A 25,834-nucleotide genomic window follows, 5' to 3' on the forward strand; every position below is an offset into this window, starting at 1 on the left:
GTTATCTGGTTTTCACACGGTCTGCATTCAAGCCGACTAAGAGAGCGCTCTGTGAATCACGCTACTGCTTTACCCATTGTGGTTGCTGGCGCTACAGGAGATTTAGGCCACCGCGTAGTGCGTGCGCTGGCAGAGCGCGGCGCCCATGTAATAGCGCTGGTTCGGCCAGGCGTTGAGCAAGTCCGGCTGAATGGCCTGCGCAACAGCTGCACGACGATCACGCCCGTTTCATTGGATGACGCTCAGGGCCTGCGTCGTGCCATTGCTGGCTCGGGTTGTGTGGTGTCTACGCTCAACGGCCTGGAAGAGGTGATCATTGAGCAGCAGTGCATGCTGTTGGAGGCCGCTGTAGCGGCTGGGGTACCCAGGTTCATTCCCTCGGATTATTCGCTCGACTACACCCGTACCCGCCCTGGAGATAACCGCAACCTGGACCTTCGCCGGCGCTTCGCCACCCTGCTTGATAGGGCCGACATTACCGTTACCTCTATCCTGAACGGTGGCTTTCTCGAGCTGCTCGAAGGCGACGCACCTATCGTGCTACCCGGACGCCGAGTGCTGCATTTCGGTGACGCACAACAACCATTGGACTTCACGGCCAAGGACGACGTAGCCTCCTTCACCGCCGATGCTGCGCTCGATCCCCACACTCCACGTTTTCTGCGCATTGCCGGTAACACCCTGCCGCCTGCGCAGATCGCCCGCATCTTGACCGAGCTGACCGGGCAGCGCTACCGCACCCTGCGCCCTGGGAATATCGGCACGCTGTCCGCCCTTATCTACGTGGTGCGCGCGCTCACGCCGTCTAGTGAAAAGCCCTTCCCAGCCTGGCAAGGCATGCAATACCTGCGAGACATGATGAGTGGGCGGGGCAAGCTGCTCAACCTGGATAACGACCGCTACGGCCAACGTAAATGGGCATCCGTGCATGACACACTGGCCCGTACCCATGTGCAAGGGATGAACCAATGACCCACCTTATCAAGCCCTTTCCCCTTCAAGTCCCCCAGGCGCAACTCGACGACCTGGCTCGGCGCCTGACGCAAACCCGCTGGCCTGACCCAGAAACCGTATCCGACAACAGCCAAGGGCCACGGCTTGAGCGTCTGCGCGCGCTGGTCGAGCGCTGGCGTAATGGCTATGACTGGCGGGCCACTGAAGCCCAACTCAACCAGTGGAACAGCAGCCGGATCGAGATCGACAGTCTTGGTATTCACTTTCTTCACATCCGCTCACCTCACCCTGACGCCTTGCCTTTGCTAATGACCCACGGCTGGCCAGGCTCTATTCTTGAGTTCAGGGCGATGATTGGGCCACTCACCGACCCGGCCGCCCACGGTGGCAAGGCCAGCGATGCGTTCCATTTGGTGATCCCGGCGCTACCGGGCTTTGGTTTCAGTGATAAGCCACGTTCTCAGGGCTGGGGCGTCAGCAAAACTGCGGCGGCCTGGGCTCAGTTGATGGACCGTTTGGGATATGGCCAGCGCTGGGCCGCCCAGGGAGGGGATTGGGGCGCGGCCGTGACCACCGCCCTTGGGCAGATGCGCCCACCTGGCCTGATCGGCATTCACCTGAACATGGTGATGTACCGACCCACCGAGGAGGAAGTCGCGCAGGCCACCCCTGAAGAACAGCGCATGTTGGCCGATGCACAACGCTACGAGCGAGAGCTTTCCGGTTATATGAAAGTGCAAAGCACCCGGCCGCAGTCAGTAGGCTTCGCCTTGGCGGATTCGCCCGTTGGCCTGGCGGCGTGGGTGTATGCGCTGTTTCAGGATGCCTCCGACACCGGCGGAGAGCCTGAGCGGGTAATCGAGCTCGATGCGCTCATCGACGACATCATGCTGTACTGGCTGCCTAATGCTGGACCCAGCTCGGTCCGTTTCTATTGGGAAGGGATGGACGAAATGCAAAAGCAACGCCCTGCCCCCGCTGTACCCATCCCAGCGGGCGTGAGCATGTTCCCGGGCGAGTTGCTTCGTCTCTCACGGCGCTGGGCGCAGGCGCGTTTTGACGATCTGAGGTTCTTCGCTGAAGCCGAGCACGGCGGCCACTTCGCGGCCATGGAAAACCCGGCAACGCTCATCGAGCATGTGCGTGACACCTTCCGCCTGCTGCGTTAATGCGTTCGGGCTTTTCTGTTTATGGCAAAGGTGGGAATCACAGAGCGTTGAAGGAGTGGAAAGCAGAACACGGTTCTGACGTCGTCGAGGGATGGCTGAAGAAATAAAGCCGCTTCACCTGAAAAAGAGCCCTGATGGCGCTTTTTTTGATGGATGTGTCCCGATTGGAAGAAAGGATCTCGTTGTCAGCGCGCAGCCTCCTGACAATTTTCCATTGGACGTGCACGACCTAATGAGTAGCGGCCTGGGGTACAGAACATCTGACACCTCCAGCAAGGCCAGCTCGGGAACACGAATGCCCGTGGTGTGGGTCAGCCATAGCAGCATTACGTCGCGCTCTGGTAAGCGGCCAGTAACGGACGCAACGCGAATCAGGTGTTTAAATTGTCCAGGGCGGAGCGAAGTAGCGCGGCGGGTTGTCATGCCGCCTCTCTGTCAGGATTGCACGGGAATCGTGCTCAATCTGGAGAGAGTCAGGCCGGGGCCTCCTGACAAGGGAATCAGCAGGCCCTACCTGATGTTCACGGAAAATGACCTTGTGCGCCACATACAAAAAAGCCCCCGGCATACTCGATACCGGAGGCCATTTTTCTGTACAAGGATACGCACCATCAGTTCAGTCTCGGTGATACCCCGTCGCTAAGCGTGGTATTAAATTCCGAAGCACTGGCGTTATCAAAATGCCGATCAATCAACTCGTCCATTGCATCTTTCGTGACAACACTCGATGCCTTAAGCGCCTGTAAAGGCTCAACACCAGCAGCAATCATTTTCGTCGCTACCTCGTCTTTAGCATCAAGCGCACGGTGGACGTACTGTTTGACACCTTCCTTCATTGCCACCTTGCCCATGGTGCGTCCTCTCAGGGTTAGATACAGTCGAAGGGTTATGTGACGGCATCGAAAATCATAGCCGTGGAGCGAGCTGCCGACCCGCAATGAACGCTCAAAGCTCCTATCAGCAGGCGCGACCCTCTCAGAGCACGGCCACTGACACGGCTTACACCTAGGTGGTGTTATTCCACGCCCAAGCTGTTTGTTTAACGGGACTGCTGACCTTGGAGCCACGAGACACCCGTTCAGAAAAGGCATCCTTGCGCAGATTTCTACCTTTGGTGCAGACAGCAGCTACGTCAGTGCAATTGAATGGCATGCACCGACACGCCGCATGCCCTGAGCGGTTACCATGGAAATAATGCTAGGCGAGGGAAGAAGCACTAAGTCGCTCCGCACAAAAAATCACGAAAAGTTAAATTAGGTAAGTAATTGATTCATGGACAATAAATCTAATATAACAGCGAGTAACTCTCCGGAACTTGTGAGCGATAACCCGACAGAACCAGCGAGCCCGACAGATCAGGCAAAGCCTGCGTCCGCAGTCGCCGACGCTGCCGCACCCGTCAGCAATCCGCAGCAACAGCGTCAGCGCGCCGTGCACCTGGCTCAAGCAATCAGACATGAACTGCAAAAGGCCGTCATTGGACAGGATGCCGTGATCGACGATGTGCTGACGGCCCTTATCGGCGGCGGCCATGTGCTGATCGAAGGCGTACCGGGGCTGGGCAAGACCCTCCTTGTGCGCGCCCTCGCCCGCTGCTTCGGTGGCGAGTTCGCGCGCATTCAGTTCACTCCCGACCTGATGCCCAGCGATGTGACGGGCCACGCGGTATACGACCTGCACACCGAGCAGTTCAAGCTGCGTAAAGGTCCGCTGTTCACTCACTTACTGCTGGCTGATGAAATCAATCGTGCTCCCGCCAAGACCCAGGCCGCATTGCTTGAGGCCATGCAGGAGCGGCAGGTCACCCTGGAGGGCCGCGCGCTGCCAGTGCCGCAACCCTTTATGGTGCTGGCGACGCAAAACCCTATCGAACAGGAAGGCACCTATCCCTTGCCGGAGGCCGAGCTAGACCGGTTTATGCTGAAGCTGCGAATGGACTACCCCGACGCCGCGCAAGAGCTTGAAATGGTCAGGCAGGTGAGTAAATCGACACGCTCGGACATGCTCGACGTGCAACCGCTGCGCACGTTGCTGCAAGCCAAAGACGTATTGGTGCTGCAGCGTATTGCGGGCGAGCTGCCGGTTGACGAGCAGGTGCTCGACTATGCCGTGCGTCTGGCGCGTGCAACCCGGACGTGGCCGGGGTTGATCATCGGTGCCGGCCCTCGCGCATCCATCGCACTCGTACGGGGGGCGCGAGCTCGCGCACTGCTGCGGGGCGGCGAATTCGTGATACCCGATGACATAAAAAGCTGCGCACTGGCCGTTTTGAGGCATCGGGTCAGGGTCTCGCCGGAGCTCGATATAGAGGGGCTGTCTGTGGATCAAGTGCTCAAGCAACTCCTCGATCAGGTTCCGGCGCCCCGCCAATGAGACAAACCCTCCGGCCATCGCCCCGCTTGCTCCGCTGCCTCTCGCTGTTGCTGGGGGTGGCCGTGTTGCTGGGCGTTCTGGACGCGCTTGAGCTTGGTCCTGTCAGCAGACTCGCTACCGTGTTCTGGACTTTATTGCTGTTGCTTGGCGTGGTCGCAGCCCTTGACGCGCTGAAGTTATGGCGTTTGCCGTCGCCACGGCTACAGCGCCTTTTGCCGGGCAGCCTGGCATTAGGCCGCTGGAGCGATGTGCGTATCGACATCCAGCATGATTACGCCCGCCGGCTGCCGATAGAAGTCTTCGATCACGGCCCGGTTAGCGCCAGTCAACGTTTCGATGTAGAAAACCTGCCACAAGGTATCGAGCTTAGACCCAACCGCACTGCGCAACTGGGCTACCGACTGCGCCCCACCAGCAGAGGGCAATTCACGTTCGAACGGATCGAAATCAGCCTGCCCAGTGCGTTGCGCCTGTGGACATCGCGGCGCTACATAGCCGCTGCAGGCTCGACCCGGGTTTACCCCGATTTCGCACGCTTGCACGGCGGTCAGTTGCTGGCGGTGGACAACTGGCTCAGCCAGCTCGGTGTCCGCCAGCGTCAGCGCCGGGGCATGGGGCTCGAATTCAATCAGCTACGAGAATTTCGCGAGGGCGACAGCCTGCGTCAGATCGACTGGAAGGCCACCGCCCGCCAGCGCACACCCATCACCCGGGAATACCAGGACGAGCGTGACCAACAGATCATGTTCATGCTCGATTGCGGGCGCAGGATGCGCAGTCAGGACGGCGACCTGACGCACTTCGATCACGCGCTCAATGCTAGCCTGCTGCTGAGCCATGTTGCGCTGCGCCAGGGCGATGCTGTGGGGCTTTCAACCTTTGCGGCCGATCAACACCGCTTCCTGCCACCGGGCAAAGGCACCGCGCAACTGAGCCTGCTGCTCAACTCGGTTTACGACCTGAACAGTACCCAGCGCCCCGCCGATTACAGCGCAGCTGTTCGACAGTTGCTGGTGCGACAAAAGCGCAGGGCACTGGTTGTACTGATGACCAACTTGCGCGACGAGGACGACGACGAGCTTCTGGCAGCTGTCAAACAGCTGGGGCGCTACCACCGAGTATTGGTGGCCAGCCTGCGCGAGGAGGTGCTCGACGGTTTGCGCGCCACGCAAGTCCAGACCTGGCAGCAAGCACTGGATTACTGCGGGACGGTGGATTTTCTCAACGCCCGCTCCACTGTGCATGAACGGCTGATCGCTCATGGCGTACCGGTGCTGGATGTGCGCCCCAGTGATTTGGGACCAGAGTTGATCAGTCAGTATTTGAGCTGGAAGAAAGCCGGCACCTTGTAAAACGCGCCGGCTAAAGAAGGTGCCGGATCAGGCAGAAGCTTCAAGGGAATGGAAGCTGAAGTAGCGCTTCAGCGCCTGGATCAACTGGTGGTACTCGATGGGCGCTGCTTGCAGCCGGAACCCCGAGTCGAAAATACCGGGAGTTTCGTCCTCCTGACACCACAGGCAACTGGCGTTGATATCGATGATCTTCACGCCGTTCTTGCCGTCAGGTACTTTGAGCCGCAACTGGAAATCTGCACCGACCAGCACCGGCAACTCGCTGATCAACATCAGGCCCTGTTCGGATACGTTGCCAAGACATCCCATCGGCTTATCGGTGTACCGATTAAAGACTTGCAGGTAATACGGCAGTTGATGACGCTCGATTCGTCTTTCGATAAGCATTGGACACTCGCCCTGTATGACCATTGAGCATGATCGCGCTAGTGCATTTAAATTCGCTCGTACACAAAATGTCGAGGAGGCACCGGGAGATCGAACGCTTCGACTTCCCTGTCTATTGCAGACTATCTCAAGATCGTTAGCAAGACATCCAAAACGGCGCCGTCCATCTGTTGATGGTTACTCACAGCGGCGCCGGCCGGGTAACAGCAGGTTGCCCACCCCGATCGTGGCCCAACTGATGCAGTGTATCCATACGTGCCTGCGCCCGGTATGCATACTCGCTGCTCGGATATTGGGTGACGATGAACTGATAAGTCTGCATGGCATCCAGGTAAAGCTTTTGACGCTCCAGGCACTGGCCGCGCAACATCGACACCTCGGGCTGTACATAGCGGCGCGAGCGACTTTCCCGGTCAACCTTAGACAGGTTGTACATGACTGCATCGCAGTCGCCCTGCGCATAGGCGCGATTGGCATTGTTCAAATGGCTGTTCATCGACCAACGTGTGCAGCCGCCGAGTGCGGCCATCACGATTAAAATCATCACGATTCGCATGAGACTCTCCTGTGCTGTGCATTGTATCGGCGCATTTCGGGAATTCTTCAGGGTCCGTTGACTGCCGATCATCTGCCGATTGCCCAGCAATCTGGCAGTGAGGTAGTGCAAAGGAACAATGACTACAGCGCCGTAGAGTAGTAGCCTCTCTCTGCGCTTCATTTAAGGAGTTTGTGCATGTCCGTTCGCCGCACCAAAATCGTAGCCACACTTGGCCCTGCAAGTAATTCGCCAGAAGTTATCGAGAAACTGATTCTCGCGGGCCTGGACGTTGCCCGTTTGAACTTCTCACACGGCACCCCCGACGAGCACAAGGCTCGGGCAAAGCTGATTCGCGACATCGCGGCCAAGAATGGTCGTTTCGTTGCGCTGCTGGGTGACTTGCAAGGTCCGAAGATTCGCATCGCCAAATTCACCAACAAGAAGATCGAGCTGAAAGTCGGTGACAAATTCACCTTCTCCACCAGCCATCCTCTGACTGACGGTACCCAGGAAATCGTTGGCATTGACTACCCCGATCTGGTCAAGGATTGCGGTGTTGGCGACGAATTGCTGCTGGACGACGGACGAGTGGTCATGCGTGTAGACACGCAAACCGCAGACTCACTTCACTGCACCGTGCTGATCGGCGGCCCGCTGTCCGACCACAAAGGTATCAACCGCCGCGGCGGTGGCCTGACAGCGCCGGCACTGACCGAAAAAGACAAGCAAGACATCAAGCTCGCTGCAGAAATGGATCTGGACTACCTGGCCGTTTCGTTCCCTCGCGACGCTGCGGACATGGAATACGCACGCAAGCTGCGTGACGAGTCCGGCGGCACCGCCTGGCTGGTCGCGAAGATCGAGCGCGCAGAGGCCGTCGCCAATGACGAAACCCTCGACGCCCTGATCCGCGCCAGCGATGCCGTCATGGTTGCCCGTGGCGACCTCGGTGTTGAAATCGGCGACGCTGAGCTGGTCGGCATTCAGAAAAAAATCATCCTGCACGCACGTCGCCATAACAAAGCGGTGATCGTGGCAACGCAGATGATGGAATCGATGATTTCAAGCCCGATGCCAACCCGCGCTGAAGTCTCGGACGTCGCCAACGCGGTGCTCGACTACACCGACGCCGTCATGTTGTCGGCTGAAAGTGCGGCAGGTTCCTACCCGGTCGAAGCGGTCGAAGCCATGGCGCGTATTTGCGTCGGTGCCGAACGTCACCCGACTGGCAAGACATCCAGCCACCGCATCGGTCACTCGTTCACCCGTTGTGACGAAAGCATCGCGCTGGCGGCTATGTACACGGCTAACCACTTCCCGGGCGTTAAAGCGATCATCGCACTGACCGAAAGTGGCTACACCCCGCTGATCATGTCGCGCATCCGTTCCTCCGTGCCTATCTATGCGTTTTCTCCGCATCGTGGCACTCAGGCGCGCGCCGCCATGTTCCGTGGCGTGTACACCGTGCCATTCGACCCGGCAGCCCTGCCGCCAGGTCAAGTCAGCCAGGCAGCGGTCGACGAGCTGCTCAAGCGCGGTCTGGTCGAGCAAGGCGATTGGGTCATCCTCACCAAGGGCGACAGCTACCACACCATCGGTGGCACCAACGGCATGAAGATCCTGCACGTCGGCGACCCAATGGTCTAAGACGCCAGCGCATCAAAAAAGCCCCGGCTCGCGAGAGTTCGGGGCTTTTTACTTTCCGGATACCACTCTTCAGGACCTGTCATTTCTGACAGTTGACGACGTTTCGTTGAGGTTCTTAATGTCCACAGGCACAAGCAGTTGTCCGCATGCATCGCATGAGGCCGATATGCCCGCATGGCGCTCTCGAATCCCAATTCTATGGACGGACAAAATGAACATCAAAAAACAGGAAGGACGTTCAGGTGAGCTCGACCTCTCCTTTGGGAATAGTGGATTGGTTACGTCCTTATTTCCCGCCAACGGCTCGAGCGCAGCACTTGGCACGGCCCTCCAGCCAGACGGAAAAATCCTAATCACAGGCGATATCAGCGAAGGAAAATTTTGCCTCGTCCGGCTAAACAGCGACGGTACTCCAGACCCTTCGTTTAATAACGGCAGCCCCATTACCGGCGAGTTTAAAACCGATTGTCCGGCGACTGCGTCGACCGTGCATGTGATGGATGATGGGCGAATAATTCTACTGGGCACCAGCAGTGATTCCACCGGCACCTATCCCGCTCTAGCCCGATACGACAAGCATGGCACTGCTGATATTTCATTCGGAAAGGAAGGCAAGACCGTTGTCGGCTTGCCGAAAGGTGGCACTAAACGTTAAGCGAAGTGGCCCGGCAAAAAGAATCTTGGTGAAGGTGTTTCCATCATCGGTAGCGGGTTCGTTGCAGGTCCCCACATATGGGTAACAAGTCAATACAGAACCGCCGATGGTGATTACGCGATCATCGCTCGCCTTAAAGAGCATGGTGATCTGGACGAAGAATTCGGTGGTCGCGGTTATATCAGAGTAAAGCTTAATGACTCGCCGACCTTCTTAAATGCACTGCAGATCACGGCATCAGGGGGCATTCTAGTGGCGGGTAGCCTTAGAGAAGCTAACCTGTTCCATGGTTTTTTTGCACGTTATGACGAAGCGGGCGCACTAGACACACAGTACGGAGAAAACGGTTTCGTTCTGGTAGAGAACGACATCGGTAGCTCGATCGAAGCATTAGCGATGCGATCGGTAGAATCCGAAACAGTCTTGGGGGTGGGTACCACTGCTGTGCCCAACAGGGGCCTGCTGATCGGTAAAAACATGGACGGCAGCGCTGACCTGGAGCTTGCTGGCGGCAACATCGTGATCAGCGATTTCACTGCCGAAGAAAATGCTTGGCTGCAAGCCGCGGTATCACCGGCTTCCGGAAGGATTGTAGCCGTGGGCTTCACAGAAGGTTTTGAAGAGGCAGATGTTCTGATTGCCAGATATTTACCGACCGGCTCACTGGATAACAGCTTTGGGGAAGGAGGCGGTTGGGTCCGCACCAAGATCGGCAAAAGCGTCGATATGGGGCAAGGATTATCTGTGCAGCCTGACGAAAAAATTATTGTTTGCGGCACGACGTTTACTAACGACTTAACTGAAGCATTTGTACTGCGTTACATAGGGTAAGGAAGTGATTTCATAGCTGGCTCGGTTCAGCAGCATGCCACCAAGCCCCGACTCGCAAGAGATCGGGGCTTGGTATTTTGAGTGGCGGGGTTTGACAGTCACCTGCAGCCAACTCGCTGGAGAGCCTTCTATGCGGGGAGTCAGATAAAACGCCTCGCGAACAAATTCGCTTCTACAGGGCTAGATAACTACTCACGCTCTAAGAACATATCTGCCAGCACTTGCCCTCTTGGCAGGCCTGCGATGTAAAGCCGTTTGGAGTAGGCCTCAACGCTGACGGGCGAGCCACACACCAGCGCAACAGTGTGCCGGGAGGCGATCCGGATGCCGCCCAGTGCGGCCTGAAAACCGCTGGCTTCAATCAGCTCAACCTGTAATTGCGGATGTTCAGCGGCCAGCGCGTGCAACGCATCCGCCAGATACTGCTCGCTGCTATCACGCGCCACATGAATCAAGCGAATCGGGCCTTGATGCTCCTGACGCAGCGCTTCACGCACTATCCCCCAAAGCGGCCCAAGTCCGGTACCCGACGCCAGTAACAACAGTGGACGCTGCTGCCAGTCTGCGTCGTATTGGAGCGCGCCGCCTCGCAGCTCGCCCAGACGGATCGGATCGCCAATCGCCAACGCTTTAGCAGTTTCGACAAACTCACCTGAATGATGACAATCGATATGGAATTCCAGAAACGCCTCTTCATCCGGCAGGCTCGCCAGTGAATACGGTCGAGCCACGCCATTTGAAGCCCACAGGATCAAGTGCTGCCCGGCGCGATAACGCAACGGGCGCTCAGGTATGAGCCTCAGGCGCAACACGCAGGGGCTGAGCCACCTCACATCGCTGACTTTCGCGGGTAAGCCTTCACGCAACGGATCGAAAATTTCGACGCTCAGATCGCTGACCACCTGACATTGACATGCCAGCCGCCAGCCCTGCTCGCGCTTGTCCGCTTGAAGGGCCTGCGGCATTGCATCAAAGGGCTCACCCGACACGCAACGCACCAGACACGCATGACAACTGCCGGCGCGGCAGCTGTAGGGCACTGAAACACCTGCAGCGTTAAGCGCGTCCAGCAAGTTGGTCGATTGAGCCACTGACCACTGCCTGTCGCCTGCGCGCAACTCAGGCATCGGCGTGTTCCCAGGCGCCACTGCAGCGATTACGACCGCCGTGTTTGGCACGATACAACGCAAGATCTGCGCGTTGCAGCGCTTTGTCCATGTCATCACCGGTTTCGAGCAGCGTCATGCCAATGGACAAACTCAAATCCATCTGGCTCAGATCAGGCACCTGCACCGTCTGGAAAGTCTGCCGAATCCGCTCGCAGCACTCCAGCAATTGGGCGCGGGTGCAACGCGGCATCAACAGCACAAACTCCTCACCGCCGTAACGCGCCAGGATGTCGTTTTCACGAAGACAGTCAGTTGCACTGGCAGCGAACGCCTGCAACACCCGATCACCCGCTGCATGACCATATACGTCGTTGACCCGCTTGAAATGGTCGAGATCGATCAGTGCCAGGCCTTGGGTGTAATGTCCGTCCATCATTTCAATCTCGCGGGTGGCCATGCGCAGGAAATGACGGCGGTTATACAGATTGGTCAACTCGTCGGTCGCGGCCAGTTCTTCAAGCTGAAACATCATGCCGCGCAGCGTGTCCTGGTGAGCTTGAAGCGTCACCCGCCGCTGGTGCATGCGATAGCGCGAGCGCTGCACAAGCCGCGCGTATAGGCATAACCAGAAAAGAGCGAAGAACAGCGTGCCGACTTGCAGCGCACCCAGACGGGGGTCCTGCAACTGACCGTTTGCCGCCTCCCAGAGGTTTACCCCGCAAAAACCTGCCAGCGCCAGAAATGCCGAGCGTGCGAATACTTTGGGCGGAAGGTGAAACACACCAAACAACAGGATCAACACATACAGCATCAGAAAGGTGCCGCGCGCACTGTCGAGATGGCTGATCAGATAGGTTTGCCAGCCAATCCCGAGCAAAACCTGAAGCTCGGTCATGCTGGGGTCGTCGAAGCGTTGGTTGTAACCGGTGAGAAAAACAGCGGCGAGGGCTGCCAGCATCAATATCAACAGCGCGGAGCCGGTGACGGCCATGTAAAGCGGCGCGTGATAGTAGCCTGTGAACATCGCCACCCAGGCAAGCGCGAGAACCAGCAGGTAGGTGCTGGCAGCCAGGGCAAACCGTTTGAGTATCAATGTATGTATGGATTTGTCGGTCACGTGATGACTCATCATGCGTAAAAAGGATCCATCCCACATTGGCAAGATGCCCCGCACAAACGCCTGAGGTCAGCGATGAATCGAACGTTCATCTGAATGATCGGCATTGCAGGCAGCCCGGCACTTTAGTGGTTACGCTGGAAATTGACTAATCAATTCTAGTGCGCCGTCTAACTGCACAGACCGGTGAAGATGACAGATGTCATAAAAGATATCCGATGTTCGACCAACGAAGGGATGCTTGCCCGTTTACCTGGCCTGCCCGCAGGTTATACTGCCGCGCCTTTTTATCCTGACGCTGCTCGGCGCAGATGTCGGTATGCCTGACCAACACCATGAAGATGCTTTCTTCAGACCTTAGCGGTACTGTCGAAACCAGCAAACAGAATGTTCCCGCCAATCAGAGGAGCGCGCCCACATGACCGTGATCAAGCAAGATGACCTGATCCAGAGCGTCGCAGACGCCCTGCAGTTCATTTCCTACTACCATCCCGTAGATTTCATTCAGGCCATGCACGAGGCCTACCTTCGCGAAGAATCGCCAGCGGCACGCGATTCCATGGCCCAGATCCTGATCAACTCGCGCATGTGCGCCACCGGCCATCGTCCTATCTGCCAGGACACCGGCATCGTTACCGTGTTCGTGCGCGTGGGCATGGACGTGCGCTGGGACGGGGCCACCATGGGCCTGGACGACATGATCAACCAGGGCGTGCGCCAGGCTTACAACCTGCCGGAAAATGTCCTGCGTGCCTCGATCCTCGCCGACCCGGCAGGCGCTCGCAAAAATACCAAGGACAACACCCCGGCGGTCATTCACTACTCCATCGTTCCGGGTAACACCGTGGAAGTGGACGTAGCGGCCAAAGGCGGCGGTTCTGAAAACAAATCGAAGATGGCGATGCTCAACCCGTCCGACTCGATTGTCGACTGGGTTCTGAAAACCGTGCCGACCATGGGCGCGGGCTGGTGCCCACCGGGCATGCTCGGCATCGGCATCGGTGGTACGGCCGAGAAGGCCGCCGTGATGGCCAAGGAAGTGTTGATGGAGTCCATCGACATCCACGAGCTGATCAAGCGTGGCCCATCCAGCCGTATCGAAGAGATGCGCATCGAGCTGTTCGAGAAGGTCAACCAATTGGGCATTGGCGCTCAAGGCCTTGGCGGTCTGACCACCGTGCTCGACGTCAAGATCATGGACTACCCGACCCACGCAGCCTCGCTGCCGGTGTGCATGATTCCCAACTGCGCTGCCACCCGTCACGCGCACTTCGTGCTCGACGGTTCCGGTCCGGCTTCGCTGGAAGCACCGCCGCTGGATGCCTACCCGGAAATCGTCTGGGAAGCCGGTCCGTCGGCGCGCCGTGTCAACCTCGACACCCTCACGCCAGAAGACGTGCAAAGCTGGAAGCCGGGGGAAACCGTATTGCTCAACGGCAAGATGCTCACCGGTCGCGACGCAGCGCACAAGCGCATGGTCGAGATGCTCAACAAGGGTGAAACGTTGCCGGTGGACCTCAAGGGTCGCTTCATCTACTACGTCGGCCCGGTCGATCCGGTAGGCGACGAAGTGGTGGGGCCTGCTGGACCGACCACTGCCACGCGCATGGACAAGTTCACCCGTCAGATCCTGGAGCAAACCGGCCTGTTGGGCATGATCGGTAAGTCCGAGCGCGGCCCGACCGCCATCGAAGCGATCAAGGACCATAAGGCCGTTTACTTGATGGCCGTCGGCGGCGCTGCCTACCTCGTCGCTCAGGCAATCAAGAAATCGCAAGTGTTGGCCTTCCCTGAAATGGGCATGGAAGCGATCTATGAGTTCGAGGTCAAAGACATGCCGGTGACTGTTGCAGTGGACAGCAAAGGCGAGTCGGTACACATCACCGGCCCTGCGATCTGGCAAAAGAAGATCAGCGAAAGCCTGGCGGTAGAAGTCCAGTAATCGCCGCTGCTGATTTTGAAAGCTGCAAAACAAAACCCCGCTGACAAAGCGGGGTTTCTGCATCTTGGGAAAAGGAGGTCGGACGCTACTTTCCGACCGACCGCACCACGCTCAACTCGGGCACAGCAGGACGCTTTTGACTCAAGTACCGGGTGCAACTGACCCGCAAAAACGACGCGAAGTTGATCACCTCACCGTTATGCCCCATCACTTCTTCATACAAACTGCTGATCAGTTGATTGGTGGTCATGCCATCGTGGCCAGCGATTTCTGAAAGGATGTCCCAGAACTGATTTTCCAGACGCAAAGTCGTGACCACCCCACAAATGCGTAACGAACGGGATCGCGATTCGTAAAGGATCGGGTCGGCTTTTACGTAGAGTTCGGACATGGTCAGCTCCCGCATTGTGGTTACCTGAGGCAATCCAGTATCGGCGCCCCTCGACTGCCTTGGGTAACAGCGTAGTACTACAACGCAAAGAGCGGATGCGGTCGGTATGTCTCAGCGCCAACCCAGCCCGATCTGACGGCGCCAGGTTACCCCTTCAGCCACGCCGATCCAGCAAGTTGACGACCAGGCGGTCGAGCCAGCCCCAAACCCGCTGTTGCACGCGGCGCCAGAGCGGCCGGGCCTTCCAGTCGGCCAGGCTGACTTCACTGCTGAGACTGAAGTCTTTCTCGAAGCTGGTGGCGACGGCCTGCGTCAGGCTCGGGTCAAGGGCTTCCAGATTGGCCTCCAGGTTGAAGCGCAGATTCCAGTGATCGAAATTGCACGAGCCAATGCTCACCCAGTCATCGATCAGGACCATCTTCAGGTGCAGGAAACAAGGCTGATACTCGAAGATTTTGACCCCGGCGCGAAGCAGCCGTGGGTAGTAACGATGCCCGGCGTAACGCACCGACGGGTGATCGGTGCGCGGACCGGTCAGCAGCAATCGCACGTCGATGCCCCGAGTAGCTGCGCGCCGAAGCGAGCGGCGTACCTTCCAGGTGGGGAGAAAATAGGGAGTCGCCAGCCAGATGCGCTTCTGACCACTATTAAGGGCGCGCACCAGCGATTGCAGAATGTCGCGATGCTGCCGCGAGTCGGCGTAGGCCACACGCCCCAGACCATGGCCGGTCACTGGCGCCGGAGGCAGGCGCGGCAAACCGAAGTTTTGCCCGGGGCGCCAGGCTGTGCGCAGCGGATTGGCATGAAACTGACGCTCGAACAGGGCTTGCCAATCGAGCACCAGCGGCCCACGGATTTCGACCATCACTTCGTGCCAGTCGCTGGTCTCACTCCCCGGTTGCCAGAACTCGTCCGTCGCGCCCGTCCCGCCGACTACCGCCAGCGCCTTGTCCACCAGCAACAACTTGCGGTGATCGCGATAAAAATTGCGGATACCGCGCCGCCAGTTGACCTTGTTGTAAAACCGCAGGATGACGCCCGCCTCCGTCAGACGATTTCGCAGGCCGACGGCAAACGCGAGAGAACCGAAATCATCGAACAGACAGCGCACGGTCACGCCGCGCTGCGCGGCATCGACCAACGCCTCAACCAGCGCCTCGGCACACAAGCCCGACTCCACCAGATACAACTCAAGTTCGACCTGCTCCTGAGCCTGCTCGATAGCCGCGATCATGCGCGGAAAAAACGCAGGGCCGTCGATCATCAACTCAAACGCATTGTCTTCACGCCACGGAAAAATCGAGCCCGCCATCTCAGCGCGCCGCTGCGGCTGAGGGAAAAGTGAAGGTGAAATCGGCAGCCGACGCGCCCGGCACAAAACGCAATGACACGCTGGCGGGCCGAGCCGGCAGCGGGCGGGGGAACGTGGTCATGCGAACTCCAGATCAGCGAATGAGGGCAACCTTATCCGCCAGTCTGACCGCTGGCAAACGGCTCTGTTCGGCCCAATCAATATCCCGATGCAGTTGCCTGCAAACGACAACCTTGTCGCGCCCCCTCCCAGCTCGCGCTATTGCTGCGTCCCAAACCACTGGCACTGACGATTTTGCGCGCCGGGTCATCGTGTAATTCGCTGGGCAACCATTGCTTCACGTAGGTCTGGCAGTACTCCACCGGGTTGTTCATGACGTAGCGGCACGAACAGTATTCCTTGGCGGTGTAGGCGCTGATGATGTCGGGAAAGGCCTGAAGCTGAAGGCGGTATTGCCAGACGAGCGCGGCCAACACCAGGGCGACGAAGATCAACAGGCTGGTGAATGGACGACGTCGGATAAAACGGCTGCGCTCATTCATTGACCGCCCTCCTCTTTGAACGCCGCCAGTGCCAGCCTGAGAAACGCATTGTGGTCGTAGGTGTCATCGCGATCATCGGCGTAACGCACGATCACCAGCCTGGCACTCGGGATCACATACAAGGCCTGCCCCCAATGGCCGAGAGCGGCGAACGTATCGGGCGGGGCGTCAGGCCAGGGCCCCGGCTGACCGCTGCCGGTACGATTGAGCCACCATTGCCCGCCAGGCACTTCTCCCGATGGCAGCGGCACCTGTTGATTAAAAGGCGTGAGGTTGAAATCGACCCAGGCCTTGGGCACCAACTGCCGCCCTTGCCATCGGCCCTCGCGATGCATCAGTACGCCGACACGGGCCAGATCACGGGCAGTCATGTAGGCGTAGGACGAGCCAACGAACGTACCGGTGGCGTCGGTTTCCCACGTCGCGTTTTTGATACCCAGGGGCTCGAACAGGGCTGTCCATGGATAGTCGGCGTACGCCTGATCCCCGACGATGCCCCTCAACGCCGCGGCCAGTACCGTGCTGTCGCCACTTGAATAGCGGTAAGACGTGCCGGGGGCTTGGGCGACGCGATGCTCGGCGGTGAAACGCGCCATGTCTGCACGCCCTCGGGTGTACAGCATGGCGACGACCGAGGAGTTGAGCGGCGCGTATTCGTAATCTTCCTGCCAGTCCAGCCCGGACGCCCAATGGAGCAGGTCCTGCATCTTTATGTCCGGATGCGCGCGAAACGGCGGATAAAACATCGCGACCGGGTCGTCCAGTTTGAAACGTCCTTGCCCGTAGGCCACACCCAACACCGTCGCCATCACGCTTTTGCTGATCGACCAGGTGAGGTGCGGTGTATTGCCGTGGGTTGGACCTGCGTAGCGCTCATAGAGGATGTGCCCGTCACGGATCACCAGCAATGCATCGGTGCGGATACCGTCTCGGGTTAGCTCGTCACGGGGCGTGAAGGCGTATTTTTCAAGGTCTGCCAGCGCAGCCGACGCCGCAATGGGTTGAACGGCCCACGTCTCACCGGGCCAGGTTTCGGCGGTGGCTGAGCAGGCGATCAGCGACAGCAAGCAAGTCAGGATAAGACGGCGGCTCATGGATGAGTCTCTGGCAAGGATTGCGAAAACATACCCGTGATAAATGACAAGCCATCGCGACGCAAACTTTCTGCAGGAGGCAGCTTGTTGGCGAGCGGCCCTGACGCTCCACATCCGAAGATCTCCGTCGCCAGCTTCGCGGACAAGCCGGAATGCCGCCCACTCGCTCCTGCAGTCCAGCCCATGCCCCTGTCACGCAACCATCACTAAAGCTTAATGGCGGTGACATCGCCTCTCCCTAGCCTGCATAAGTGAAGCAATGGTTCAAACCATACAGTCGACCAGCCTGTACTCACCGGCTGGCCCATGGAGACGACGCATGACTCAGATCGCCAGCATTCGAGACACCCGCGCGGAACGTTGCCTGCAGGCCGAGCGCCTGACAGGTCCAAAAGCTCTGAAGGAAGCCCAGGCTTTGCGGTTCAGCGTGTTCAGTGGCGAGTTCGACGCCAAACTCAAGGGTGCCGAACTGGGTCTGGACATCGACGATTACGACGTTCACTGCGTACACATCGGTGTCCGTGATCTGGTCACCGGGCGCCTCGTGGCAACCACCCGCCTGCTGGACCACAAGGCAGCCAGCACGCTGGGCAAGTTCTACAGCGAAGAAGAATTCAGCCTCCACGGCCTCGGTCATCTGCAAGGCCCGATCCTGGAGCTGGGCCGCACCTGCGTCGATCCAGCCTACCGCAACGGCGGCACGATCGCCGTGCTCTGGAGCGAGTTGGCTGAAATCCTCAACGAAGGCGGCTACAGCTATTTGATGGGTTGCGCGAGCATACCGATGCAGGACGGCGGCATCCAGGCCCACGCGATCATGCAGCGCCTGCGCGAACGGTATCTCTGCACCGAGCACCTTCGCGCAGAGCCCAAGAAACCGCTGCCGACCCTTGATCTGCCCAACAACGTGATCTGCGAAATGCCGCCTCTGCTAAAGGCCTACATGCGCCTGGGCGCAAAAATCTGTGGCGAACCCTGCTGGGACGAAGACTTCCAGGTGGCCGACGTGTTCATCCTGCTCAAGCGCGACGAGTTGTGCCCGCGTTACGCCCGCCATTTCAAGGCAGCGGTGTAATGAGCACGCTGCGCAGCTATGCGCGAGTCGCACGCGTGCTGTGGGTCATCGCTCTGGGGCTGACCATCGCTGGCGCATTCACCCTGATGGAGCGCACGCGCATCGGCAACTCGATGGCCCGCCGGCAACGCTGGAGCAGCTGGTTCATGGCGCGCCTGACGGCCGCGCTGCCGTTTCGGGTGACGGTCAGTGGACAAGTGCCCATCCGTCCAATGCTGTGGGTGAGCAACCATGTGTCGTGGACCGACATTCCTTTGCTGGGGATGCTTGCGCCACTGTCGTTCTTGTCCAAAGCCGAAGTCCGCACCTGGCCGGTGGCAGGCTGGCTGGCGCTGAAGGCGGGCACCTTGTTCATTCGTCGCGGCTCAGGCGACAGCAAACTGATTCAGAAGCAGATCGGGCAGCACCTGCTGGGCAATCACCCGTTGATGATTTTCCCTGAGGGCACCACCACTGACGGTCGAAGCCTGCGCACCTTTCATGGCCGCCTGCTGTCCAGCGCTGTGGAAACCGGTGTCCCGCTGCAACCGGTAGCGATCCAGTACCTGCGCGACGGCAAAGCTGACCCTATCGCGCCGTTCATTGGCGACGACGACTTGCTGTCACACCTGCGCCGGCTGTTCGCCAACGAACGAGGCGATGTGCATATTCACCTGCTGACGCCGATAGAAACCCAAGGCAAGGAACGCGCCGCGCTGGCATTCGAAGCACAGCAAGCCGTTCAGCTCGCGCTGTTTGGGGAAGCTGATCAGCCAGTGGAATCCCGTCCTGCAGCCAGAGCGGCCTGAGCCAACGCCTGGACCTGTGGATAAAACTCGCTGAAGTCTTCGCTTAACGGCTGGTAGAGCCCGCGCAATTCGTGCATCGCGCCTGCCAGCCCTTCTGGACGGGAGAGACGCCGGGCAATGCCTGCCAGCGCGTCGCCCACCACTTCAAATTCCCGGTACGATCCCAGCCAGTCTTGAGCGGCCATACGCGGCGCGATGTAAGCCAGTCGCTCGGGCAGTTCCGGCTCGTCCGCCAGCACCTTGTAGACGTTGTCGGTAAACGCCTCAAGCGGGACATCGGCATACAGGTGCCAGTCACGCGCCAGGCAATGATCGAAGAACACATCCAGCACGATTCCCGCATAACGCCGACGCTCTGCCGGAAAACGCCCTGCCGCTCGCTTGATCAGTGGATGGCTGTCGGTGAATGCATCGATGCGCCGGTGCAGCCGGATGGCAGCCTCGATATCGGGCGGGAAACGACCCGGCAGCAGCCCTTTGACGAAGTCGCCATACAAGCTGCCGAGGAGCTGCGCCGGGCGCTGGCCGCCCAAGTGGAGATGCGCGAGGTAGTTCATGAGGCGGATGACCTTTTCGCTGTCGTGCCGAAGCTCTGTTGGATCTTCAGCGTGCTAAAAAATATGTACCCCGAGCCTACGCCGATTTCTGCTTTCGACCCATATCGATATAACCCGATATACCGTTTCGCGCGATCCTAAGCATCAATTCATATTTGTATATCGCGAAATACAGATATAAAGTTCGCCCCATCGCGATATTGCGTTACACCCATATTGAGAACGACATGCCTATCGACCTCGACGAAATAATAAAAGCCCTGGCTCATCCGGTTCGCCGTCAGATTCTTGAGTGGCTCAAAGATCCACATGCATGCTTCCCGGACCAGGAACACTCGCTGGAAAACGGTGTGTGTGCCGGCCAGATCGACCAGCGTGCAGGCCTGTCCCAGTCGACGATTTCTGCTCACCTCGCGACCTTGCAACGCGCAGGCCTGATCAGCAGCAAAAAGTATGGCCAGTGGCATTTTTTCAGACGTAATGACGACGCCATACAGGCGTTTTTGAAAGAGCTGTCCGAACAGCTCTGATCCGTATTTTCAAGGAGACGCCGCGTGCCTCTATCGCTACTTATTCTGGCCCTGAGCGCCTTCGCCATCGGCACGACCGAGTTCGTCATCATGGGCCTGCTCCCCGACGTCGCCAGCGACCTGGGCGTTTCGATCCCCGGCGCCGGATGGCTGGTCACAGGTTATGCCCTGGGCGTTGCCATCGGCGCGCCGTTCATGGCGATGGCTACCGCGAAGTTGCCGCGCAAAGCTGCGTTGGTCACGTTGATGGGCATCTTCATCATCGGCAACCTGTTGTGCGCGCTGGCCGCTGATTACAACATCCTGATGTTTGCCCGGATCGTGACGGCCCTGTGTCACGGTGCCTTCTTCGGTATCGGTTCGGTGGTTGCCGCAGGGCTTGTACCGGCCAACCGTCGTGCTTCTGCAGTAGCGCTGATGTTCACCGGTCTGACCCTTGCCAACGTGCTCGGTGTGCCGCTGGGTACTGCGCTTGGCCAATACGCCGGCTGGCGCTCGACCTTCTTTGCAGTGACGGTGATTGGTGTGATCTCGCTGATTGGCCTGATTCGCTTTCTGCCCACCCGTCGCGACGAAGAAAAACTCGACATGCGCGCTGAACTGGGCGCACTCAAAGGCGCGGGTATCTGGCTGTCGCTGAGCATGACGGCCCTGTTTTCAGCGTCGATGTTTGCGCTATTTACCTACATCGCTCCGCTTCTGGGCGAGGTCACTGGCGTATCGCCCAACGGCATCACCTGGACCCTGCTGCTGATCGGCCTAGGCCTGACGGTGGGCAACATCATCGGCGGCAAACTGGCTGACCGTCGTCTGGCGGCAACGTTGATCGGCGTGTTCATCACCATGGCCGTGGTGTCTACCGCACTGAGCTGGACCAGCGTCGCGCTGATACCGACCGAGATCACCCTGTTCCTCTGGGCGACGGCCGCTTTCGCTGCTGTGCCTGCGTTGCAGATCAATGTGGTGACGTTCGGTAAAGACGCACCCAACCTGGTCTCGACCCTCAACATCGGTGCGTTCAACGTCGGCAACGCGCTGGGCGCATGGATCGGCGGCGTGGTCATCGAACAAGGTTTCGGCCTGACCCGCGTACCTCTGGCCGCCGCCGCACTGGCTGTCGTGGCACTGCTGGTGACACTGATCAACTTCCGTCAGCGCGGCGATGCCGAACTGGCGGCGGCGACTCGATAAATATCAGACGTAACGAATCTCACACTGACTGTTTCCCTGAACTGACTGTAAGAGGGCTTTTGAATGACCACTATTTTTGATCCGATCAAGCTGGGCGATCTGGAACTGACCAACCGCATCATCATGGCGCCGCTGACCCGCTGCCGCGCCGACGAAGGCCGTGTGCCGAACGCGATGATGGCTGAGTACTACGTGCAGCGCGCCTCGGCAGGGCTGATCATCAGTGAAGCGACATCGATCACTGAAATGGGCGTGGGCTACCCTGACACCCCGGGCATCTGGTCTGAGGACCAGGTGCGCGGCTGGAGCAACATCACCAAGGCGGTGCATGGCGCGGGCGGAAAAATCGTATTGCAGCTCTGGCACGTTGGCCGTATTTCCCATCCTTCGTACCTGAATGGTGAAGCACCGGTTGCACCGAGCGCCATCCAGCCACAAGGCCACGTCAGCCTGGTGCGCCCGATCACCGACTACCCGACCCCGCGCACGCTGGAGCTGGCTGAAATCGCCGACATCGTCGACGCTTATCGCACCGGCGCAGAAAACGCCAAGGCAGCCGGGTTCGACGGCGTGGAAATTCACGGCGCCAACGGTTATCTGCTGGACCAGTTTCTGCAAAGCAGCACCAATACCCGTACCGATCAGTACGGTGGCTCTGTGGAAAACCGCGCACGCCTGATGCTGGAAGTGACCGACGCAGTACTTGAAGTCTGGGACGCAGGCCGCGTCGGCATGCACCTCTCGCCTCGCGCCGACCTGCACGACATGGGCGACGAGAACCTGGCCGAAACGTTCACCTACGTGGCTACTGAACTGGGCAAGCGCAACATCGCGTTCATCTGCGCACGTGAGCGCGAACTGGATGACAGCCTGGGCCCGCGCCTGAAGCAAGCCTTCGGCGGCGCGTATATCGCCAATGAGAAGTTCACCAAGGAAAGCGCCAATGCGTGGCTTGCTTCTGGCAAGGCCGACGCCGTCGCCTGGGGCGTGCCTTTTATCGCCAACCCGGACCTGCCGGCGCGCCTGGCACAAGATGCACCGCTGAACGAGCCGCACCCGGAAACCTTCTACGCCAAAGGCCCGGTCGGCTATATCGACTACCCAGCGCTGTAATCGGTCTGCCTTGAAACGCAAAAGCCCCGGCTCAGTGATGAGTCGGGGCTTTTTGTTGATATATCCGCTTCTACTGGAGCCAACTTGTTGGCGAGGAAGGTGTGCGGTGTATCAGGTGCAACGCCTCGCGAACACGTTCGCTCCTACAGAGTCAGCCGGGCTCAAGGCCGGGCGTTGAGTTGTTGCGACAAGGTCTGAATCTGGCTTTGCAGCGTATTGATGTTACGCGTCACCTGGCCGCGAAACGCGTCAAACTCTGCGGTCGCTGTTCCAGAAGAAGCCGCCGGGCGATTCTCTTGCTCGCTCTTGAGCACGATCATCTCCTGCTCAAGCCGATCGATCGCGGCACCCGGACTGCTCTTTTTCAGGTTCGCCACGTCTGCGGCCACGCTTTTGATCTCTGCATCCAGCTTGTCTTGTCCGGACTGCGCCGACCGCATGTCCGGCAGCGATGCTTTCAAGGCGGCAAGCTCAGTCGACAAGGCTTTGAGCTGGTCCTGCAACTGGGTGTTGGTCGCCTGCTGTTGAGTGGCTTGAGTCGCGATCAACTCCAGTCGCTTATCAAGACCACCCTGCGCACCGGCCACGCCCTGTTGCTGTCTATTTTGCTCGTCCAGCTTGTCTTGAAGCTGCTTGATCTGAGCCTTCAGCGCTTCGCCGCCGCTACTGGCGAAGGACTCTGTAGCGACAACCTTGCCGGAAATATCCTTTAGCCGACCCGCCGCTTCCTCACTGATGCGCGCGAAGCTTTCCTGCGTTGCGACCAATTGCTGTTCCATCAGCGAAACCTGTTGGTAACTCCACCAGCCCAATCCGCAAAAAGCGATGAACAGGATGACAATCAGGGTCCATAGCGCGCCAGTACCCTGCGCCTTGACCTTCACCACCGGCGTGGTCCGTGAATAGACCGTGGTCCGGTCACGAGCGCCTGGGGTGGGCAGGAAATCTTCGTCGTCGTCTTTGGCGCTGAGGTTGGGGATGTCATCAACGTCGTCGTATGGATCTTTGCGCATGGATATCCCTTTGCAAGCCGTTAAATCTGAATGGGGGGCAGTATAACCGCGGTTAACGGAACGGCTGAATCGCCAGCCGTCACTGTTGCGCTTTCCACCATCCGCAGAATTCATCCAGAGCCGTCCACAGACTGACCTGCGGCTGATAGTCCAGATAATACTGAGCGCGGCTGATGTCCAGGGTGAAATTCTTGTTCATGACTTGCATGCCCAGCCTCGACAGCGTCGGCTCCGGTCGGCCAGGCCACAACATGCAAGCAGCTTCGTTAAAGGCCGCAGCGCTGTAAGCCAGGCCATATGAGCGATAGCGCGTGACCTGCGGCAATTGCATCTGGCGCATCACGTAATTGACCACGTCCCAGATCGGGAGCGGTGTGCCGTTGCTGATGTTGTAGGCCTTGCCCAACGCTGAACCCGCCGCAAGCAAGCTGCTGAGAATCGCTTCGTTGAGATTCTGGATACTGGTGAAATCGACCTTGTTCAAGCCATTGCCGATAATCGACAAACGATTTTTGCGCTGCATGTTCAGCAAGCGCGGGAAGATGCTGGTGTCGCCTGCGCCGGTGACCATGCGCGGGCGCAGCGCGATCACTTCCAGACCGAACTCCTCGGCGCCAAACACTTTCTGCTCGGCCAGATACTTGGTAGCCGCGTAATGATTGTTGAAGCGCTTGGGGACCTGCTCCTCCTTGATGCCCACATGATCATTTCCGTCGAAATAGATCGACGGCGAGGACAAGTGCACCAATCGTCGAACACGCTGCTTGAGAGAGGCCTCGACGACGTTTTCCGTGACTTCAACGTTGCCCTGGTGAAAATCCTGACGCCGTCCCCAGGCGCCGACAGCACCCGCGCAATGCACCACGGCTTCGACGTCGTAGCACAAGCGAAGGACCAGATCCGGGTCGGTCAGATCGCCCTGAATGAATTCGGCGCCACGGCGCACCAAGTGCTCGACACCCTCAGCGCGACGGCCGTTGACCCGCACGCTCAGGCCCTGCTCCAAAGCGAAACGCGCAAAGCGCCCGCCAATAAAGCCGCTCGCGCCGGTGACCAGAATCTTCATTTACCGCTCCGTTTGATTTGCTCTATTACTTGATGCAGGTGAGATGACCTGTAGGAGCGCTGGCCCGCGATAGCATTGTTTCAGCAATGTATTTGTCGCCTGACACACAGCGATCGAGGGCAAGCGCGCTCCTACAGTCGAGATACTGACGCCTGATCCGGCGCCAGCGGCACCAGCGGCACCAGCCATTGTCCGGCATTTTTTGCCAGATGCTCAGTCAACCGCGTCAATAACTGCCCACCGTTGCGCCAATGATGCCAGTACAACGGCACATCAATGGGACGATCAGCTAATAACTCCACTAACGTGCCGCGTTCGAGCTGTTCGCGAACCTGCAACTGCGGCACCAATCCCCAGCCCATTCCCGCTTCGGTCATGCGAATAAACCCTTCGGACGATGGGCAGAGATGGTGCTCAAAACCGTCCTCCGCGCCAAGCGCAGCCAGATAACGATGTTGCAGGAAATCATCCGGACCAAAGACCAGCGCTGGCGTGTTAGCAATGGCCTGCGGGTCTACGCCATTGGGAAAGTAACGAGCAATAAAGGCGGGGCTTGCCAGCGCACGGTAGCGCATGGCCCCCAACAATAAACTTCGGGCCCCGGCCACCGGACGCTCACTGCCACATAAACAGGCGGCCACTTCGCCCGCACGCATGCGCTTGAGACCTACGTCCTGATCTTCTACCACCAAGTCAGTGAGCACGCCCTGCTCCACGCAAAAATCCCCCACGGCCGGCGCCCACCAGGTCGCGAGGCTGTCGGCATTGAGCGCGATACGCAAGCGTTCGCGCATCCTGCCGTCGTCCAGCGCTGGTACCTGGCCCTGCAGATCGCGCTCCAGCAGACGCACTTGTTGCACATGATTGAGCAGGCGCCGCCCTATGCCGGTGGGCGTTGGCGGCGTCCCTCGCACCAACACCGGCTGGCCGATACGCGCTTCAAGCAGTTTGATGCGCTGAGACACCGCCGATTGCGACAAACCCAGCACTTGAGCGGCGCGTTCGAACCCGGCCTGCTCGATTACAGCTGCCAAGGCTGCCAGTAACTTGTAGTCGAACATCATTTTTCCTAATGCACGATGAATATT

General features: G+C 58.9%; 26 protein-coding genes and 2 pseudogenes. 14 read left to right on the forward strand and 14 right to left on the reverse strand.

Going from position 1 to position 25,834, the window contains the following annotated elements:
• The first annotated feature begins 51 nt into the window (after positions 1 to 51).
• The 3 genes and pseudogenes from OYW20_RS20465 to OYW20_RS20475 form a co-directional block, all read left to right on the forward strand.
• Positions 52 to 972: an NmrA family NAD(P)-binding protein gene (locus tag OYW20_RS20465; RefSeq protein WP_268797735.1), complete on the forward strand. Its 921-nt coding sequence runs from the start codon at positions 52 to 54 to the stop codon at positions 970 to 972.
• Positions 969 to 2,123 (forward strand): epoxide hydrolase family protein, encoded by a 1,155-nt coding sequence (locus OYW20_RS20470; RefSeq protein ID WP_268797736.1) that lies wholly within the window; start codon positions 969 to 971, stop codon positions 2,121 to 2,123. The genes OYW20_RS20465 and OYW20_RS20470 overlap by 4 nt, the downstream gene beginning before the upstream one ends.
• 23 nt (positions 2,124 to 2,146) lie before the next feature.
• Positions 2,147 to 2,230: pseudogene (locus OYW20_RS20475) on the forward strand (transcriptional regulator); the annotation flags it as partial.
• Between the two features lie 135 nt (positions 2,231 to 2,365).
• Here OYW20_RS20475 and OYW20_RS26380 read toward each other — a convergent pair.
• Together OYW20_RS26380 and OYW20_RS20480 are read right to left on the reverse strand one after the other, a co-directional pair.
• Positions 2,366 to 2,546 (reverse strand): annotated as a pseudogene (locus OYW20_RS26380) (site-specific integrase); the annotation flags it as partial.
• Between the two features lie 188 nt (positions 2,547 to 2,734).
• On the reverse strand, positions 2,735 to 2,974 hold the full coding sequence (locus OYW20_RS20480; protein WP_268797737.1) for a hypothetical protein: 240 nt from the start codon (positions 2,972 to 2,974) through the stop codon (positions 2,735 to 2,737).
• Positions 2,975 to 3,440: 466 nt separating this feature from the next.
• Here OYW20_RS20480 and OYW20_RS20485 point away from each other — a divergent pair, with 466 nt between their 5' ends.
• Both OYW20_RS20485 and OYW20_RS20490 read left to right on the forward strand, forming a co-directional pair.
• On the forward strand, positions 3,441 to 4,496 hold the full coding sequence (locus OYW20_RS20485) for an AAA family ATPase (RefSeq protein ID WP_408005528.1): 1,056 nt from the start codon (positions 3,441 to 3,443) through the stop codon (positions 4,494 to 4,496).
• Positions 4,493 to 5,848: a DUF58 domain-containing protein gene (locus OYW20_RS20490; protein ID WP_268797739.1), complete on the forward strand. Its 1,356-nt coding sequence runs from the start codon at positions 4,493 to 4,495 to the stop codon at positions 5,846 to 5,848. Before OYW20_RS20485 ends, OYW20_RS20490 begins: the two co-directional genes overlap by 4 nt.
• A 27-nt stretch (positions 5,849 to 5,875) precedes the next feature.
• On the opposite strand, the gene OYW20_RS20495 is transcribed toward OYW20_RS20490, so the two are convergent.
• Both OYW20_RS20495 and OYW20_RS20500 read right to left on the reverse strand, forming a co-directional pair.
• Positions 5,876 to 6,235 (reverse strand): PilZ domain-containing protein, encoded by a 360-nt coding sequence (locus OYW20_RS20495; RefSeq protein ID WP_268797740.1) that lies wholly within the window; start codon positions 6,233 to 6,235, stop codon positions 5,876 to 5,878.
• A 181-nt stretch (positions 6,236 to 6,416) separates the two neighbouring features.
• Positions 6,417 to 6,791, reverse strand: coding sequence for a tetratricopeptide repeat protein (locus OYW20_RS20500; RefSeq protein ID WP_268797741.1), 375 nt, complete (start codon positions 6,789 to 6,791; stop codon positions 6,417 to 6,419).
• 177 nt (positions 6,792 to 6,968) lie between these two features.
• Between OYW20_RS20500 and pyk the strand changes: the two genes are divergently transcribed.
• From pyk to OYW20_RS20515, 3 genes are all read left to right on the forward strand, one after another.
• On the forward strand, positions 6,969 to 8,420 hold the full coding sequence (gene pyk, locus OYW20_RS20505) for a pyruvate kinase (protein WP_268797742.1): 1,452 nt from the start codon (positions 6,969 to 6,971) through the stop codon (positions 8,418 to 8,420).
• Positions 8,421 to 8,631: 211 nt separating this feature from the next.
• Positions 8,632 to 9,075: a hypothetical protein gene (locus tag OYW20_RS20510; RefSeq protein ID WP_268797743.1), complete on the forward strand. Its 444-nt coding sequence runs from the start codon at positions 8,632 to 8,634 to the stop codon at positions 9,073 to 9,075.
• 252 nt (positions 9,076 to 9,327) lie between these two features.
• On the forward strand, positions 9,328 to 9,906 hold the full coding sequence (locus tag OYW20_RS20515; RefSeq protein ID WP_268797744.1) for an NHL repeat-containing protein: 579 nt from the start codon (positions 9,328 to 9,330) through the stop codon (positions 9,904 to 9,906).
• A gap of 188 nt (positions 9,907 to 10,094) precedes the next feature.
• Here OYW20_RS20515 and OYW20_RS20520 read toward each other — a convergent pair whose 3' ends face one another.
• Together OYW20_RS20520 and OYW20_RS20525 are read right to left on the reverse strand one after the other, a co-directional pair.
• A complete protein-coding gene (locus tag OYW20_RS20520; RefSeq protein ID WP_268797746.1) occupies positions 10,095 to 11,033 on the reverse strand; it encodes an iron-sulfur-binding ferredoxin reductase in 939 nt (312 codons plus the stop codon).
• The gene (locus tag OYW20_RS20525) at positions 11,026 to 12,132 is read right to left on the reverse strand and encodes a GGDEF domain-containing protein (protein ID WP_268801195.1); all 1,107 of its coding nucleotides are present in this window, start codon (positions 12,130 to 12,132) and stop codon (positions 11,026 to 11,028) included. Before OYW20_RS20525 ends, OYW20_RS20520 begins: the two co-directional genes overlap by 8 nt.
• 418 nt (positions 12,133 to 12,550) lie before the next feature.
• Here OYW20_RS20525 and OYW20_RS20530 point away from each other — a divergent pair, with 418 nt between their 5' ends.
• The gene (locus OYW20_RS20530) at positions 12,551 to 14,074 is read left to right on the forward strand and encodes a fumarate hydratase (protein ID WP_268797747.1); all 1,524 of its coding nucleotides are present in this window, start codon (positions 12,551 to 12,553) and stop codon (positions 14,072 to 14,074) included.
• 85 nt (positions 14,075 to 14,159) lie between these two features.
• Here the strand turns inward: OYW20_RS20530 and OYW20_RS20535 are convergent, their stop codons facing one another.
• The 4 genes from OYW20_RS20535 to OYW20_RS20550 all read right to left on the reverse strand — a co-directional run bounded on the left by OYW20_RS20535 (position 14,160) and on the right by OYW20_RS20550 (position 17,413).
• On the reverse strand, positions 14,160 to 14,465 hold the full coding sequence (locus OYW20_RS20535; RefSeq protein WP_268797748.1) for a ribbon-helix-helix domain-containing protein: 306 nt from the start codon (positions 14,463 to 14,465) through the stop codon (positions 14,160 to 14,162).
• Positions 14,466 to 14,619: 154 nt separating this feature from the next.
• Positions 14,620 to 15,777 carry a phospholipase D-like domain-containing protein gene (locus tag OYW20_RS20540; protein ID WP_268797749.1) on the reverse strand — a complete coding sequence of 386 codons (1,158 nt, stop codon included), beginning with the start codon at positions 15,775 to 15,777 and terminating at the stop codon, positions 14,620 to 14,622.
• Positions 15,778 to 15,974: 197 nt separating this feature from the next.
• Positions 15,975 to 16,319, reverse strand: coding sequence for an amidase (locus OYW20_RS20545; RefSeq protein WP_268797750.1), 345 nt, complete (start codon positions 16,317 to 16,319; stop codon positions 15,975 to 15,977).
• On the reverse strand, positions 16,316 to 17,413 hold the full coding sequence (locus tag OYW20_RS20550; protein ID WP_268797751.1) for a serine hydrolase domain-containing protein: 1,098 nt from the start codon (positions 17,411 to 17,413) through the stop codon (positions 16,316 to 16,318). Before OYW20_RS20550 ends, OYW20_RS20545 begins: the two co-directional genes overlap by 4 nt.
• A gap of 319 nt (positions 17,414 to 17,732) precedes the next feature.
• On the opposite strand from OYW20_RS20550, the gene olsB reads away from it, so the two are divergent.
• Together olsB and OYW20_RS20560 are read left to right on the forward strand one after the other, a co-directional pair.
• The gene (gene olsB, locus OYW20_RS20555) at positions 17,733 to 18,488 is read left to right on the forward strand and encodes an L-ornithine N(alpha)-acyltransferase (protein ID WP_268797752.1); all 756 of its coding nucleotides are present in this window, start codon (positions 17,733 to 17,735) and stop codon (positions 18,486 to 18,488) included.
• Entirely contained in the window at positions 18,488 to 19,276 is a 789-nt protein-coding gene (locus OYW20_RS20560) for a lysophospholipid acyltransferase family protein (RefSeq protein WP_268797753.1), read from the forward strand. Before olsB ends, OYW20_RS20560 begins: the two co-directional genes overlap by 1 nt.
• Here OYW20_RS20560 and OYW20_RS20565 read toward each other — a convergent pair.
• The gene (locus OYW20_RS20565; RefSeq protein ID WP_268797754.1) at positions 19,237 to 19,833 is read right to left on the reverse strand and encodes an acyl carrier protein phosphodiesterase; all 597 of its coding nucleotides are present in this window, start codon (positions 19,831 to 19,833) and stop codon (positions 19,237 to 19,239) included. The two genes, OYW20_RS20560 and OYW20_RS20565, sit on opposite strands and share 40 nt — an antisense overlap.
• 227 nt (positions 19,834 to 20,060) lie before the next feature.
• On the opposite strand from OYW20_RS20565, the gene OYW20_RS20570 reads away from it, so the two are divergent.
• The 3 genes from OYW20_RS20570 (at position 20,061) to OYW20_RS20580 (ending at position 22,667) form a co-directional block, all read left to right on the forward strand.
• Positions 20,061 to 20,363, forward strand: coding sequence for an ArsR/SmtB family transcription factor (locus OYW20_RS20570; protein ID WP_268797755.1), 303 nt, complete (start codon positions 20,061 to 20,063; stop codon positions 20,361 to 20,363).
• Positions 20,364 to 20,387: 24 nt separating this feature from the next.
• Positions 20,388 to 21,554 carry an MFS transporter gene (locus OYW20_RS20575; protein ID WP_268797756.1) on the forward strand — a complete coding sequence of 389 codons (1,167 nt, stop codon included), beginning with the start codon at positions 20,388 to 20,390 and terminating at the stop codon, positions 21,552 to 21,554.
• A gap of 63 nt (positions 21,555 to 21,617) precedes the next feature.
• Positions 21,618 to 22,667, forward strand: coding sequence for an alkene reductase (locus tag OYW20_RS20580; RefSeq protein ID WP_268797757.1), 1,050 nt, complete (start codon positions 21,618 to 21,620; stop codon positions 22,665 to 22,667).
• 161 nt (positions 22,668 to 22,828) lie between these two features.
• On the opposite strand, the gene OYW20_RS20585 is transcribed toward OYW20_RS20580, so the two are convergent.
• The 3 genes from OYW20_RS20585 to OYW20_RS20595 all read right to left on the reverse strand — a co-directional run bounded on the left by OYW20_RS20585 (position 22,829) and on the right by OYW20_RS20595 (position 25,807).
• On the reverse strand, positions 22,829 to 23,680 hold the full coding sequence (locus OYW20_RS20585) for an ATPase (protein WP_268797758.1): 852 nt from the start codon (positions 23,678 to 23,680) through the stop codon (positions 22,829 to 22,831).
• Positions 23,681 to 23,759: 79 nt separating this feature from the next.
• Positions 23,760 to 24,746: an NAD-dependent epimerase/dehydratase family protein gene (locus OYW20_RS20590; protein ID WP_268797759.1), complete on the reverse strand. Its 987-nt coding sequence runs from the start codon at positions 24,744 to 24,746 to the stop codon at positions 23,760 to 23,762.
• Between the two features lie 131 nt (positions 24,747 to 24,877).
• Entirely contained in the window at positions 24,878 to 25,807 is a 930-nt protein-coding gene (locus tag OYW20_RS20595; protein WP_268797760.1) for a LysR family transcriptional regulator ArgP, read from the reverse strand.
• Positions 25,808 to 25,834: the final 27 nt, after the last annotated feature.

The sequence above is a fragment of the Pseudomonas sp. BSw22131 genome, assembly GCF_026810445.1.
GTDB lineage: Bacteria > Pseudomonadota > Gammaproteobacteria > Pseudomonadales > Pseudomonadaceae > Aquipseudomonas > Aquipseudomonas huanghezhanensis.

Excerpts from the sequence above, each read along its gene's own strand:
- OYW20_RS20590 (WP_268797759.1), bottom strand. The coding sequence starts at position 24,746 with ATGAAGATTCTGGTCACCGGCGCGAGCGGCTTTATTGGCGGGCGCTTT.
- OYW20_RS20565 (WP_268797754.1), bottom strand. The coding sequence starts at position 19,833 with ATGAACTACCTCGCGCATCTCCACTTGGGCGGCCAGCGCCCGGCGCAG.
- OYW20_RS20585 (WP_268797758.1), bottom strand. The coding sequence starts at position 23,680 with ATGCGCAAAGATCCATACGACGACGTTGATGACATCCCCAACCTCAGC.
- olsB (WP_268797752.1), top strand. The coding sequence starts at position 17,733 with ATGACTCAGATCGCCAGCATTCGAGACACCCGCGCGGAACGTTGCCTG.
- OYW20_RS20470 (WP_268797736.1), top strand. The coding sequence starts at position 969 with ATGACCCACCTTATCAAGCCCTTTCCCCTTCAAGTCCCCCAGGCGCAA.
- OYW20_RS20535 (WP_268797748.1), bottom strand. The coding sequence starts at position 14,465 with ATGTCCGAACTCTACGTAAAAGCCGACCCGATCCTTTACGAATCGCGA.
- OYW20_RS20560 (WP_268797753.1), top strand. The coding sequence starts at position 18,488 with ATGAGCACGCTGCGCAGCTATGCGCGAGTCGCACGCGTGCTGTGGGTC.
- OYW20_RS20500 (WP_268797741.1), bottom strand. The coding sequence starts at position 6,791 with ATGCGAATCGTGATGATTTTAATCGTGATGGCCGCACTCGGCGGCTGC.
- OYW20_RS20490 (WP_268797739.1), top strand. The coding sequence starts at position 4,493 with ATGAGACAAACCCTCCGGCCATCGCCCCGCTTGCTCCGCTGCCTCTCG.
- OYW20_RS20545 (WP_268797750.1), bottom strand. The coding sequence starts at position 16,319 with ATGAATGAGCGCAGCCGTTTTATCCGACGTCGTCCATTCACCAGCCTG.
- OYW20_RS20595 (WP_268797760.1), bottom strand. The coding sequence starts at position 25,807 with ATGTTCGACTACAAGTTACTGGCAGCCTTGGCAGCTGTAATCGAGCAG.
- pyk (WP_268797742.1), top strand. The coding sequence starts at position 6,969 with ATGTCCGTTCGCCGCACCAAAATCGTAGCCACACTTGGCCCTGCAAGT.
- OYW20_RS20570 (WP_268797755.1), top strand. The coding sequence starts at position 20,061 with ATGCCTATCGACCTCGACGAAATAATAAAAGCCCTGGCTCATCCGGTT.
- OYW20_RS20530 (WP_268797747.1), top strand. The coding sequence starts at position 12,551 with ATGACCGTGATCAAGCAAGATGACCTGATCCAGAGCGTCGCAGACGCC.
- OYW20_RS20550 (WP_268797751.1), bottom strand. The coding sequence starts at position 17,413 with ATGAGCCGCCGTCTTATCCTGACTTGCTTGCTGTCGCTGATCGCCTGC.
- OYW20_RS20510 (WP_268797743.1), top strand. The coding sequence starts at position 8,632 with ATGAACATCAAAAAACAGGAAGGACGTTCAGGTGAGCTCGACCTCTCC.
- OYW20_RS20480 (WP_268797737.1), bottom strand. The coding sequence starts at position 2,974 with ATGGGCAAGGTGGCAATGAAGGAAGGTGTCAAACAGTACGTCCACCGT.
- OYW20_RS20520 (WP_268797746.1), bottom strand. The coding sequence starts at position 11,033 with ATGCCTGAGTTGCGCGCAGGCGACAGGCAGTGGTCAGTGGCTCAATCG.
- OYW20_RS20540 (WP_268797749.1), bottom strand. The coding sequence starts at position 15,777 with ATGGCGGGCTCGATTTTTCCGTGGCGTGAAGACAATGCGTTTGAGTTG.
- OYW20_RS20495 (WP_268797740.1), bottom strand. The coding sequence starts at position 6,235 with ATGCTTATCGAAAGACGAATCGAGCGTCATCAACTGCCGTATTACCTG.
- OYW20_RS20580 (WP_268797757.1), top strand. The coding sequence starts at position 21,618 with ATGACCACTATTTTTGATCCGATCAAGCTGGGCGATCTGGAACTGACC.